At 38.0% G+C, this 12,441-nt stretch carries 12 protein-coding genes; 7 read left to right on the top strand and 5 right to left on the bottom strand.

Going from position 1 to position 12,441, the window contains the following annotated elements; translation table 11 throughout:
• Positions 1 to 43 precede the first annotated feature (43 nt).
• A complete protein-coding gene (locus tag M3196_RS06235; protein WP_251321354.1) occupies positions 44 to 913 on the bottom strand; it encodes an alpha/beta fold hydrolase in 870 nt (289 codons plus the stop codon).
• A gap of 208 nt (positions 914 to 1,121) precedes the next feature.
• Here M3196_RS06235 and M3196_RS06230 point away from each other — a divergent pair, with 208 nt between their 5' ends.
• The 4 genes from M3196_RS06230 (at position 1,122) to yugI (ending at position 5,845) form a co-directional block, all read left to right on the top strand.
• Entirely contained in the window at positions 1,122 to 1,277 is a 156-nt protein-coding gene (locus M3196_RS06230; protein WP_251321353.1) for a sporulation protein YjcZ, read from the top strand.
• A gap of 550 nt (positions 1,278 to 1,827) precedes the next feature.
• Entirely contained in the window at positions 1,828 to 3,210 is a 1,383-nt protein-coding gene (locus M3196_RS06225) for a class II fumarate hydratase (RefSeq protein WP_251321352.1), read from the top strand.
• A 229-nt stretch (positions 3,211 to 3,439) separates the two neighbouring features.
• Positions 3,440 to 5,362, top strand: coding sequence for an asparagine synthase (glutamine-hydrolyzing) (gene asnB / locus M3196_RS06220; RefSeq protein WP_251321351.1), 1,923 nt, complete (start codon positions 3,440 to 3,442; stop codon positions 5,360 to 5,362).
• A gap of 66 nt (positions 5,363 to 5,428) precedes the next feature.
• On the top strand, positions 5,429 to 5,845 hold the full coding sequence (gene yugI, locus M3196_RS06215) for a S1 domain-containing post-transcriptional regulator GSP13 (protein WP_251321350.1): 417 nt from the start codon (positions 5,429 to 5,431) through the stop codon (positions 5,843 to 5,845).
• Between the two features lie 49 nt (positions 5,846 to 5,894).
• Here yugI and M3196_RS06210 read toward each other — a convergent pair whose 3' ends face one another.
• Positions 5,895 to 6,131 carry a DUF378 domain-containing protein gene (locus M3196_RS06210; RefSeq protein WP_251321349.1) on the bottom strand — a complete coding sequence of 79 codons (237 nt, stop codon included), beginning with the start codon at positions 6,129 to 6,131 and terminating at the stop codon, positions 5,895 to 5,897.
• A gap of 199 nt (positions 6,132 to 6,330) precedes the next feature.
• Between M3196_RS06210 and M3196_RS06205 the strand changes: the two genes are divergently transcribed.
• From M3196_RS06205 to M3196_RS06195, 3 genes are all read left to right on the top strand, one after another.
• Positions 6,331 to 7,494: an iron-containing alcohol dehydrogenase gene (locus M3196_RS06205; protein WP_251321348.1), complete on the top strand. Its 1,164-nt coding sequence runs from the start codon at positions 6,331 to 6,333 to the stop codon at positions 7,492 to 7,494.
• 149 nt (positions 7,495 to 7,643) lie between these two features.
• Positions 7,644 to 8,993: a glucose-6-phosphate isomerase gene (locus M3196_RS06200; RefSeq protein ID WP_251321347.1), complete on the top strand. Its 1,350-nt coding sequence runs from the start codon at positions 7,644 to 7,646 to the stop codon at positions 8,991 to 8,993.
• Between the two features lie 122 nt (positions 8,994 to 9,115).
• Positions 9,116 to 9,520: a YugN-like family protein gene (locus M3196_RS06195; RefSeq protein WP_251321346.1), complete on the top strand. Its 405-nt coding sequence runs from the start codon at positions 9,116 to 9,118 to the stop codon at positions 9,518 to 9,520.
• Between the two features lie 28 nt (positions 9,521 to 9,548).
• On the opposite strand, the gene M3196_RS06190 is transcribed toward M3196_RS06195, so the two are convergent.
• The 3 genes from M3196_RS06190 to M3196_RS06180 form a co-directional block, all read right to left on the bottom strand.
• Positions 9,549 to 10,322 (bottom strand): potassium channel family protein, encoded by a 774-nt coding sequence (locus tag M3196_RS06190; RefSeq protein ID WP_251321345.1) that lies wholly within the window; start codon positions 10,320 to 10,322, stop codon positions 9,549 to 9,551.
• 99 nt (positions 10,323 to 10,421) lie between these two features.
• A complete protein-coding gene (locus M3196_RS06185) occupies positions 10,422 to 11,927 on the bottom strand; it encodes an anti-sigma factor domain-containing protein (RefSeq protein WP_251321344.1) in 1,506 nt (501 codons plus the stop codon).
• Positions 11,927 to 12,358, bottom strand: coding sequence for a hypothetical protein (locus tag M3196_RS06180; RefSeq protein ID WP_251321343.1), 432 nt, complete (start codon positions 12,356 to 12,358; stop codon positions 11,927 to 11,929). The genes M3196_RS06185 and M3196_RS06180 overlap by 1 nt, the downstream gene beginning before the upstream one ends.
• Positions 12,359 to 12,441 lie beyond the last annotated feature (83 nt).

Raw genomic sequence — 12,441 nt, 5'->3', positions numbered from 1 at the left:
ATCCCTGACTCGGTAATCTGTACATGGTATTTTACTTTCACATCTAAATCTTGATACCGGTCACTTTCGGCTGCTCGATAAAACGAATGATTTCTGTTGTGATTTCCTTAGGTTTCTCTTCCATAACAAGATGTCCGCACTTTTCATAGACGATAAGCTCAGCGTTAGGAAGATCCCGTTTAAGCCTGTAGCCAGTTTTTACTGGTATCACTTTGTCTTCCTTGCCCCAAATCATCAATACAGGCTGTGTGATTTCACCTAGCTCTTCTGAACTCATATCACCCTCACGATGCCTTAAAAGCCGAATTAGAGAATGGATGAACGCAGCTTCGCTGATCGGTTTGCTATAACCATCAATCATTTCTTGTGTAACTAGTTTTGAATCATGCATTACTGACAATAAATTTTGCTTAACATCCTTTTTTTGAATCCAGCTTCTCATTCCCCATGTAAATAAAGGCAAATAGGAGCAGGCGATTAAGGAACGATTTGCTCGTTTTACATAGGAACAGCATCCTAGCAAAATCAGTTTCTGTATCCGGTTTGGTGCTTTTTTTGCAGCATGCATGCAAATTTGACCGCCCATTGAATGACCGATTAAGATAACATTTTGTATATTGAGCTTGTCCAAAAAATCAATAATTAATTGTCCGTAATTACAAAGCTTATATATAAAACTTTTAGACTTTTCACTTCGCCCAAACCCCGGAAGGTCAAGTGCGATAACTTTATACTCCTTTGTTAAATCAGGAAGCAGTTGTCTGAAACTGATCGTTGAAGACATAAACCCGTGAATAAGAACAACTACCTTTGCATTAGGGTTTTCATGATCAAAGTATTCATAATAAATTTGCACGTTATTTACATTTATCCGGTATCCCGGAACAAATGTATGATGCTCGTTTAAGGCCATGAAATCTCACACTCCGTCAGCAAAAATCTTATAAGTAGTTTTACCAATGCGGGTAAAAGATAGTAGGAGCAATTATTTCCTTTTGTTTCTGACCCGTCATTTCAGCATTTCTAGCTAAATTGTGCGTTTGTCTCTATTCCTCTTTACCCACTTCGTACATATTTTAATAAGGAGTAAGAACGCATAAAGAAATAAAGGAGGTAGCAGGATGGCATTTCCATATTATCCTTACTATTACCCGTATGCTTATGGAGGTTACGGTTATGGTGGCTATGGTTACGGCTGGATCTGGGCTGTACTAATAATCTTGTTCATTCTCATCTTGATATTCGGTGGCTGGTGGTGGTGGAACCACAGAGATTAACAGATTAAGGCTTGGAGGTAGGGTCTTCAGGCCTTTTTTGCTTAAGTATGAATGAATTGTAATGCGGGGATAATGAAAGTAAAAATGGAGAGATGTTATGCATAGTCGTCAAACAGTCCGCTATATTTGTGAAGAGTATCTTAGCGGTAACTGTTATTATTACAAAAGTGAAATCATTACACATGATAATTGGAAAAATCTTGACTCCCTTTCCTGGTCAAGGCCCCGTCCAATTTCAAAAAAAACGTTTTTAAAACAAAAAAAAGCAGGATATAAAACAGAACATAAGCTGATAAAAAAAGAACCTGCTATCGTTATTGCGCTCCCCCAATCTTAAAAACCGTCTTATTTGAGGCGGTTTTTGTTCATTACAAAAAAAGTGACAGATCAAACAAGTGATCTGTCAAAAAGGGGGGAATATTTAATGCATTTGCTTTAACATTTTGTTCAACTTTATAAGAAATTAAACGATTTTTTAAAAAAGGATTACATATAATTTTTGAAAGGGAATACAAGTCATATGAAAAGCTTTTAAAAAGGAGTGGATACAGTGGATAAATTTCGTATAGCAAAAGATACATTAGGTGAAGTGAAAGTTCCGGAAGAAGTCTATTATGGTGCACAGACGCAGAGGGCAATCCATAATTTTCCGATCAGCGGCCTGAGACTGCCTTTTTCGTTTATAAAGGCTCAGGCTATTATCAAAGCAAGTGCAGCAGCAGCGAATAAAGAATGTGGTACCCTGGACTCCAAAAAAGCAGAAAGTATTATTCAAGCGGCAGATGAAATCATCAGCGGTAAATGGAATGATCAATTTGTCGTGGATGTGTATCAAGCCGGGGCAGGAACCTCACAAAATATGAATGTAAACGAGGTGATCGCTTCTCGAGCCGCGGAATTATTAGGCGGTCAAAAAGGTGATTATACATTAGTGCATCCTAATGATGATGTAAATATGTCACAATCTACAAACGATACCATTCCAACTGCCATACATATATCGATTGCATCCCAGCTGAATGAAACCTTGTATCCTGCTATAAACCTTCTGCTCGAAACTTTAGAAACAAAAGAAAAAGAATTTCATAATGTAGTTAAAGCTGGCAGAACACATCTTCAGGACGCCGTTCCAATAAGGCTAGGGAGTGAATTTCGCGGGTTTCGAGGAGCTGTTATGTCTGTCGAAAAATCTTTAAAAGATGCTGAAAACTCTTTATTTGAACTTGGATTAGGAGGCAATGCAGTAGGAACAGGAATTAATGCTCATGAAAACTACGCGGCAGCTGCTATAAAAGAAATTGCAGACCGTACAGGCCTACCTTTTAAACAAAGTGATAACACATATGCATTTATGCAAAATACAAACGCAGCTATCCGTATTAGTGGTCACTTGAAAGAATTAGCTGTTCATCTAATAAAAATTTCAAGTGATCTTAGGCTTATGAGCAGCGGACCCCGAACAGGCCTTGCAGAATTAACATTGCCTGCCGTTCAGCCTGGTTCATCCATAATGCCAGGCAAGATAAATCCAGTCATTTTAGAGAATTTATATATGATTTGTTCGCAGGTTATTGGGAATGATTCTTGTGTTACAACAGCCGCAATTGGGAGCCAGTTGGAGATTAACCCAATGATGCCGGTAATTGGCTATAATGTTTTGCAATCAATCACTATTATAAGCAATGGTATGAACGTTTTTACAGAGAAATGTCTAAAAGGAATAAGCGCTAATTCTGAAAAAATTAAAGAATGGCTTGATCAAAGTCTTTCATTGGTGACAGCGCTTAATCCGCATATCGGATACGAAAAAGCAGCAGCATTAGCAAAAGAAAGCTTTGAATCAGGCAAAACCTTAAAAGCTCTCTTAGTCGAAAAAGAAATATTCACATCAGATGAAGCTGAACGTATTTTAGATCCCCATTCCATGATTTAAAATAAAATTCTCGTAACTTTTATAATGTTTTTCTCGACAAATATAGTACAGATTCCTTGTTTTTCATTTTTTTAACAAAATTATAGTGAAGAGTTAAATATAGGCGTTATAATAGAGAGGTTAATTCACAAATATAGGAAAGGTATTAATATACTGGAAAATTAAATTAACCTTACTATTTATGAAAAACTGAGATATTTGAACTGCTTTTTCTGGGAGGAACTATAAAATGTGCGGTTTTATTGGATATATGCTTAACACACCTGAAACGGTTGAACAACTGGAAACAGAACAATTAATTGATATGACTAATATTATTACTCACCGGGGTCCGGACGATAGCGGCCACTTTGTAGATCAATACGTGCGGTTCGGCTTTCGGCGGTTAAGTATCATCGATCTAGAGTGCGGGAAACAGCCTTTATCCTATGAAGATGACCGTTATTGGATCATCTTTAATGGAGAAATTTATAATTATGTTGAGATAAGAAAAGATCTTGAAGGGAAAGGCTTTGAATTTAAAACACATTCAGATACGGAAGTCATTCTCGCACTTTTTAGTGAAAGACGTGAAGAGGCGATGAAAGAACTTCGGGGAATGTTTGGGTTTTTAATCTGGGATAAGGAAACGAAAGAGCTTTTTGGTGCCCGTGATCCTTTTGGAATCAAGCCTTTCTTTTACTTAGAAGACGATGATGGGTTGTACTGCGCTTCTGAAAAGAAGAGTATCACCCTTGTAAAAAAGAATCAGCAGGTTGATGCAGAGGCATTGCATCATTATTTAACCTATCAATTTGTTCCTGAACCTATGACTTTAACAAAGAATATAAAAAAACTTGAGCCGGGTCATTACTTTATTAAAAAAGCTGGAAGACCATTGAAAATCAAATCCTTTTGGAAACCAGCTTTTACCCCGAAAGACATGTCGCTTGAAGAAGCGAAAGATGAAATTCGTTCTGTCCTGCGAGATTCAGTAAAAGTTCATATGCGTTCAGATGTTCCTGTAGGCGCTTTCTTATCGGGCGGCATTGATTCCAGTACGATTGTTGCGTTAGCTAGTGAACTTCATCCAGCGTTGAAGACGTTTACGGTTGGGTTTGAAAGAGAAGGATTTAGTGAAATAGATGTAGCAGTACAAACAGCCGCTGCTCTAAATGTAGAAAACATCCATTATCTTGTAAAGCCTGATGAGTTTATGAGAGAGCTTCCAAAAATCATATGGCATATGGATGATCCTGTTGCAGACCCGGCAGCGGTACCATTGTATTTTGTTGCTCGTGAAGCAGCAAAGCATGTTACTGTTGTACTTTCCGGAGAAGGTGCAGATGAGCTTTTCGGAGGCTATAACATTTATCATGAACCGCATTCATTGCGTCATTTATCATCGATGCCAAAAGGGTTAACTAAAGGTTTAGCTGCTATTGCAAATGTACTTCCTGAAGGGATTAAAGGGAAAAGTTTTCTTGAACGCGGAAGCATGACTATTGAGGAGCGCTATATCGGAAATGCCAAAATGTTTTCTGAAACGGAAAAAAGTAAATTATTAACAGATTATCGCTCCGCTTACAATTATAAAAATGTAACCAAACCACTTTACGAGCAAGCTGCCGGGTTCCATGACGTGCACAAGATGCAGTATATCGACCTTCACACATGGATGAGAGGAGATATTCTTGTAAAGGCAGATAAAATGACAATGGCTCATTCTTTGGAACTGCGCGTACCATTTTTAGATAAAGAAGTATTTAAAGTTGCTTCGACCCTGCATCCAGAACTGACCGTTACAAATGGGACAACAAAATTTGCGTTAAGAGAATCGATGAAAGGAATTGTCCCTGAATCTGTCCTCTATCGCAGAAAGCTTGGATTCCCTGTTCCGATTCGCCATTGGCTGAAAAATGAGATGTATGGATGGGCTAAACAGCTTATTTTGGCAAGTGATACAGAGCACTATTTAAACAAAGATGTTGTCCTGAATCTATTGGACAGTCACCGTACAGGAAGAGGAGATTACAGCCGGAAGATTTGGACGGTACTTATGTTCATGCTATGGCATCAAATCAATATTGAGAAAGTATATGATTTCAATGCTGCTGCTACTGCTGTAAATGAAAAAGAATTGACTTTTACAGGTGAATATCACTCTATTTAATATTTTTGCTTGTGCTATATAGTTATGTTATACTTAACAGGTTAAAAAATAGTTAGGAGTGTTTTCATGAATTTTGAAGTAGGTAGCATTGTTGAAGGTAAAGTTACAGGCATTAAGCCTTTTGGTGCGTTTGTTGCATTAAATGATAATGTACAAGGTCTTGTGCATATTTCTGAAGTTTCCCATGGCTTCGTTAAAGATATTAATGACGCTTTAAGTGTTGGGGACGTTGTGTCAGTGAAAATTCTTTCTGTTGACGAAGACAGCAAGAAAATTTCACTTTCCATCCGACAAACACAAGAAGCACCAGCGCCAGCACCTAAAAAAGAGCGCCGTCCTGGTGGTTTCAACAACAAAAAAGCAAGCAGCAGCAACTCTCAAGACGCTAACAAAGGTTTCAACACACTTGAAGCTAAACTTAAAGACTGGTTAAAAGAGTCTACAGACCGTCAGGCTCAACTTAATAAGCGTCTTAAAAAGTAATGAAAACCTCCCGCTCCGGGAGGTTTTTTTGGCTTTAAAATGATATAAATTAAGCACGGTTATGTTCTGGATTGCCTTCATGACTAAACTCTTCAGAAGGCTTGAATAATAAAGTTAAACAGTATAAACCAGATAGACCAACAAGACCGTAGACGATACGAGCAAGAGCGGTGTCCTGCCCGCCGAAAATGGCAGCAACTAGATCAAATTGAAAAAATCCGATAAGCCCCCAATTGATTGCACCGATAATTACGAATGCTAAAGCAAATCGTTGTAATCCACTCATTTTATGATCCCCTCCTTACTTGCACGTATAGAATGCTGTCTTAGGGTGTCCATTTTTTACTTTATCTATACATTCCCCTATTCTCCGTGATGAAACAATCCATAGAGGAAAAAGCTAATGTTCGGTAAGCTGATTACTTTACTTTTCAATTGAGTCTCCACATAATACGGGTTAAATGATAGTAAAGGGAGAGATTGTATTGAACGAATACATATATCACAATCCGACACGATTAGTATTTGGTAAAAATCAAATTAAAGCACTTAAAGAAGAACTTGGCCGCTATGGTAAAAAAGTACTTTTTGTCTATGGCGGCGGCAGTATTAAACGCAGTGGCTTATATGATGAAGTTATGAATGAATTAAACCAGATGGGTGCACAGGTAAGCGAGCTTTCAGGCGTTGAACCGAACCCAAGACTTTCAACAGTTAAAAATGGAATTAAAATCTGTAAGGAGAACGATATTGATTGCTTATTAGCGGTTGGCGGAGGAAGTGTAATTGACTGTACAAAAGCAATCGCAGCAGGTGCAAAATATGATGGAGATGTCTGGGATCTAATAACCCTTAAAGCACAACCGCAAGATGCTCTTCCGTTTGGAACAGTACTTACACTAGCTGCAACTGGGTCAGAAATGAATTCTGGTTCAGTTATTACAAACTGGGAAACCCAGGAGAAATATGGCTGGGGGAGTCCTCTAGTCTTTCCGAAATTCTCAATTCTAGATCCAACTTATACATTTACAGTTCCAAAAGATCAAACAATTTATGGTATTGTCGATATGATGTCGCATGTATTAGAGCAATATTTTCATAATGCTGAAAACACTCCTTTGCAAGACCGTTTCGCTGAATCTATTTTGTTAACGGTGATGGAAACAGCTCCTAAGCTATTGGAAGACCTTGAAGATTACGATCTGCGTGAAACGATTCTTTACAGTGGTACAATGGCATTAAACGGAACATTGCAAATGGGTCTTCGCGGTGACTGGGGCAGCCATAATATTGAACATGCAGTTTCTGCGGTGTATGACATACCGCATGCTGGTGGGTTGGCAATTCTGTTTCCGAATTGGATGCGTCATAACGTAGACACAAATGTTAAACGTTTTAAACAGCTCGCAGTTCGTGTGTTTAATGTAGAGTCAGATGGCAGATCTGATAAAGAAGCTGCCTTAGAGGGGATAGACCGTCTTTCAGCGTTTTGGACATCACTTGGTGCACCAAACTCATTAGCCGATTATGATATTGACAACTCAAAACTCGATCTAATAGCAGATAAGGCAATGGCTAGAGGTGAGTTTGGCAACTTTAGTAAACAAAATAAAAATGACGTATTAAACATTTTAAAAATGTCATTATAAAAGAAGGGGCTGCCCCCTTCTTTTTTATGTAGAATGATTAAGAATATTTCGTCTTTTTAATCGAAACCGTTTACATGGATGGGGTTTCTTGATTTGCATGGTCGCATTGTATAAAGTGAAAGAATAAATGATTGTTGGGAGGCTTACATATGACAAAGAAGCTGAGTTTTGATTATAGCAAGGCCCTTTCTTTTATCGGGCAGCATGAAGTAGATTATCTTTCAGGAGCTGTAAGAGCAGCACATGAGGCGATTCATGAAAAAACAGGTGCAGGCAATGATTTTTTAGGCTGGGTAGATCTTCCTGAAAACTATGACCGTGAAGAGTTTAGCCGAATCGTTAAAAGTGCTGAAAAGATTAAAAATGATTCCGATGTTTTGATTGTAGTAGGAATTGGGGGTTCTTATTTAGGAGCTAGAGCTGCGATAGAAATGCTGAACCATTCTTTCTACAATCTTCTAACGAAAGAAGAGCGAAAGACTCCGCAAGTTTTCTTTGCAGGACAGAACATTTCATCCACATATGTTAAGGAGCTTTTGGATGTATTAAAGGATAAGGATGTTTCTGTAAATGTTATTTCTAAATCTGGTACAACTACTGAACCAGCTATTGCGTTCCGTATTTTTAGAAAGTTCTTAGAAGAAAAATACGGAAAAGAAGAAGCACGCAAACGCATTTACGCAACAACGGATAAAGCGCAGGGGGCATTAAAGACTTTAGCAAATGAAGAAGGCTATGAATCCTTTATTATTCCTGATGATGTTGGCGGACGCTATTCTGTTTTAACAGCTGTAGGCCTTTTACCAATCGCTGTTAGCGGAGTTAACATTGAAGAAATGATGAATGGTGCAAAAGATGCATCAGTTGATTTTAACAACCCGAACCTTGCAGAAAACAGTGCCTATCAGTATGCTGCTGTTCGTAATGCCTTATATAATAAGGGCAAGACGATTGAGCTGATGGTAAATTACGAACCGGGGCTTCATTATGTGTCTGAATGGTGGAAGCAGCTTTATGGCGAGAGTGAAGGAAAGGACTACAAAGGAATTTATCCTGCGTCAGTTGACTTCACAACTGATCTGCATTCAATGGGGCAATATGTTCAGGAAGGACGCCGTGACCTTTTTGAAACGGTATTGTACGTAGATTCAGCCCGCGAAGAATTAACGATTGAAGAAGATGATCAAAACTTGGATAAACTGAATTTCCTTGCAGGTCAAACAATGGATCTTGTTAATAAGAAAGCATTCCAAGGAACGCTTCTTGCCCATACTGACGGTGGAGTTCCTAACTTAATCGTGAATATTCCGGAAATGTCACCATATCATTTTGGTTACATGGTTTATTTCTTTGAGAAAGGATGTGCGGTCAGCGGATATCTTTTAGGAGTGAATCCGTTTGATCAGCCAGGAGTAGAAGCATATAAGAAGAATATGTTTGCACTCCTCGGAAAACCTGGATTTGAAAAAGAAAAAGAAGAGTTAGAAAAACGTTTATAAGATAGAGCCTGGTCATATGACCGGGCTTTTTTAAAGAAACAGTCTTCCTTAGCACTCAAATATTCTATAAGTTATTTGGATACGCTAAATGATAGTAATAGGAATAGCTAAGGAGGACAAGAATGAAACCAATTAAAAGCAAGCTGGAAAATGGATTTTTTGCATTGAATGAAGCCGAAGATGTCTTGAAAAGCCTTGGTTTTTCATATGGAGGCAACTGGGACTATGACCACGGGTATTTTGATTACAAACTCGATGATGAAGAAGGGTATTCTTTTTTAAGAATCCCATTTAAAGCGGTTGAAGGGGAATTGGATAGAAGAGAGACCACCATCCAAATGGGGGAGCCATTTTTGCTCGCCCATAAATATCAGATTGGACTAGATGATAACGCAGGAGCGGGTAATTTATCGGGGAGTGTCAATCAATTTTCGGAACCGCAAGACCCCGACGCATCAATAGATAAAAAATGGATTGGAATCGGAAAAGAACTTCTGAAAAAAGCTGAAGAGCAATTGCTAAAATAAAAAAATAGACAGGGCATCAGCTGCCTGTCTATTTTTGTGTAATTTCATTATATAAGCCATTGACCATTTCATTAGCAGCCAGGTTTGAGGTTTGTATAAGAAAATCGGCACCAGCCCGCTTTGCATTTGTTGATTGCTCGGATGTTAATATTTCTGCATGTATCAGTACTTCTTCATTGAGTCCGCGTGCAGTAAGAATGGATAATATAGTATTCATATCTGCATCCGATTCTTTTAAATTTGAATCAGCGGTTATGAGAACAATCTTCGCTTTTTGGATATGGGCCTTCATCCATGTTTGATCTTCAGTAGCTTTCGCCTGAATAAAATGAATCCCTTCTTGATATAAAGGGTTAGCTTTTAAGGAATCATCAATTAAAACAATTTTATCGGTTTCTGACCTTTCTATTAGGACCCGAATCGTGTTTCGTGCACGCTCATTCCAGCCGACAATTATAAAATGACCTTGGTCTTTATACATATTTTTCCCTTCTATAAAACGATTTTCATTTTTCACAACAGCACTCGCAAAGTGAATAGTTAAGAATGCTAAAAAGGATCCTCCTAAAAATACGAGAAAAATCGCGATTAATCTGACTCCAAAAGTAAGGGGTGCGTAATCTCCATAACCTACAGTACCTGCTGTAATAACTGCCCAGTAAAAAGCTTCAAATATCGTTGGAAAAGTCTTTTTTTCTAAGAAGTGTGCTAAAACAGCGCTTGTAAACAGAATAAGCAAAAGAATGATGCCCAGCCTGATCAGCATTGGCAGTCTTAAATAGATATAATAAACTCCGCGCATGTGCACTCTCCTCCTATTATCACTATTGCCACAAGAGCAAAGAAAATATACGAGGGAGGAAAAAAGAAAAACTCCGGATAATACCGGAGTCTGTTTAAGTTATGCAGCTTTTTGCGGGGAATTCTCTGCTGTATTTTTAGCAGGTTCAACTTCCTGGCCGCAATTGGTGTTATTAACTATTTGTGCCGTTCCTTTTGGCTGCTTAGTTGAAGCGCCTAAAGATTGGTTTTGAGATAATAGATTTTGATTTATAAGTGCTAATGCTTGTTTGGTAAGATCTTCTGTTAATAAATTTGAATCACTTTCAATTCTAACCGTAATCATCATTCCATCAATCATGATTTCAATATAAATCCAGTTTTCTTGCTTCGGTACTGGTTCAGGCTGGGGATCTTGAACAGGTTCTTCAGGATCTGGTGAAGGCTGTTCATATCCTTTTGTTTTGTCATCTTTCGGCTTTTCTTCTTTAGGTTTTTCCTCCTTGATTTTTTCTTCCTTTGACATATTATTCTTAGGAGGAATTGCAGCTGGTACATCTTTTTCTGAAGGCTTCGCTGCGTTTGTATTTTCAGAACCTGCGGCAGTTAACGGCAGGTCTTTTGGTTTTCCGTGTTCTTTTTTTACACGTTCTTTAACCTTTTCTTCTTTCTTTGGTTCAAGTGCCATGATCAATTGACTGCTATGAGGTTTTGCAGGTTGTTCTTTACGAGTCGTTTGTACTTTTGAAGGCTTTTCCGGTTTTTCATTTATCGCTTTATCTTTCCCTTTTTGATCCAGGATTGGATGTGGCGGCTCATAAACACGATTTTCCTCTTTATTTGATGAAACTGTTTCTGATTTATCATTTTTATCTAAAAGTTCTTTAATGGGTCCAACCTTTTCAGAAATTTCTTCAATTGTTTGATTGGAAACTTCTTTAGCGGTTATTTTGATGCCGGATTTTTTTGCAGCTGTATAAATGGCGTAGTGCCCGGGTGATATTTTCATTTTTTTGGCTTTTTCACGTTCTTTAGAACTTATCACGATCGTTGTCATTTCAACAGATTTCTTTTTTGCGGTTTGGGTCATAACTTTATTAACCCGTTTCTTCATCTCAATTTCTTTTTCCTCAGGAATATCTTCAGAAAGAGTTGTCGTAATTAATACTTCCTCTTTCTTTTTTAAATATCCTAGGTCTTCACATGCTTCAAAAATAAGGTTTGTTACGTATGCAATATCTTTATTCTCCCATTCGCCCATAAGATTGAGAACGGTATCCCCTTGTTCATTGAATGAAAAGATATTGAGTACATGCATGTCTTCATCAATCTTTAATTCCAAACTAGGATCCATATTCATTCCAACGTATGCATAAGCTCCTTGTTGTAAAAGAGGGGATAAAACTTGAAAGAACAATAGAATAATAGCTAATGCTATAGCTGTTCCAGTTTTCCAATTTATAATGACAGAGAAAATAGAATCCTTTCTTTCTTTCAAAACAGGTAGTGAGATTTCTTGTCCGACTGTGTATGCCGCATTCGTATTTTTAATTTTTTTAAATTCCCCGCCTTCAGCCAGAACGATGAGGTGGCGGCTGCTAACTTCTACAATAATCGCTTTGTTCATTAGTGTTTTCCTCCCGTGCCCGGTACATATTGCAGTAACACTTGATAATTTTCTATAAAAATCAGTGTAAGTGCGGTTATGTATTCACGCTGCTTTTTCATGGTGAGTTTTTGATGCAATGTTCGTTCGTCATGAAGAAGGGGTAATCGTTTCCAGGTTAAAAAGTAGTTTCTCATTTCAGGATCTCCTGCAATTTCTTCCGCTACTTTAATTGCTTGAAGTCTATTTTCAGGTTCACGAGGCGTGCTTGCTGCCAATTGGCTAAATTCAATGCCAAAATCTTTTAATCGGCTCTTGAAATGAGATATTTCTCTTACAGGGTCTGGATCTGCAGCGTCGTACGCATACAAACCCGCCGCTGTCTCCTTAGACTGTGTATGAAGTACAGCTTGCAGGGATTTATTCTTTTTTGTAAACCACCGGCGAATCAATTTTTACCCCTCCTTTCTATTTATTTGTAAAATAATATATTTCAAGATAATAATAACCAAATTATTATAGTATACTTTCTTGT

Origin of the sequence: Fictibacillus nanhaiensis, assembly GCF_023715445.1 — a bacterium.
GTDB classification, from domain to species: Bacteria; Bacillota; Bacilli; order Bacillales; family Fictibacillaceae; genus Fictibacillus; species Fictibacillus nanhaiensis_D.
The sequence above is the reverse complement of the archived record's forward strand: the minus strand, read 5'-3'. Positions and strand labels throughout refer to the sequence as shown.

What these genes read in the sequence shown, in the direction of transcription:
- M3196_RS06235 (WP_251321354.1), bottom strand. Translation starts at nt 913, where the DNA reads ATGGCCTTAAACGAGCATCATACATTTGTTCCGGGATACCGGATAAAT.
- M3196_RS06230 (WP_251321353.1), top strand. Translation starts at nt 1,122, where the DNA reads ATGGCATTTCCATATTATCCTTACTATTACCCGTATGCTTATGGAGGT.
- asnB (WP_251321351.1), top strand. Translation starts at nt 3,440, where the DNA reads ATGTGCGGTTTTATTGGATATATGCTTAACACACCTGAAACGGTTGAA.
- yugI (WP_251321350.1), top strand. Translation starts at nt 5,429, where the DNA reads ATGAATTTTGAAGTAGGTAGCATTGTTGAAGGTAAAGTTACAGGCATT.
- M3196_RS06210 (WP_251321349.1), bottom strand. Translation starts at nt 6,131, where the DNA reads ATGAGTGGATTACAACGATTTGCTTTAGCATTCGTAATTATCGGTGCA.
- M3196_RS06200 (WP_251321347.1), top strand. Translation starts at nt 7,644, where the DNA reads ATGACAAAGAAGCTGAGTTTTGATTATAGCAAGGCCCTTTCTTTTATC.
- M3196_RS06195 (WP_251321346.1), top strand. Translation starts at nt 9,116, where the DNA reads ATGAAACCAATTAAAAGCAAGCTGGAAAATGGATTTTTTGCATTGAAT.
- M3196_RS06190 (WP_251321345.1), bottom strand. Translation starts at nt 10,322, where the DNA reads ATGCGCGGAGTTTATTATATCTATTTAAGACTGCCAATGCTGATCAGG.
- M3196_RS06185 (WP_251321344.1), bottom strand. Translation starts at nt 11,927, where the DNA reads ATGAACAAAGCGATTATTGTAGAAGTTAGCAGCCGCCACCTCATCGTT.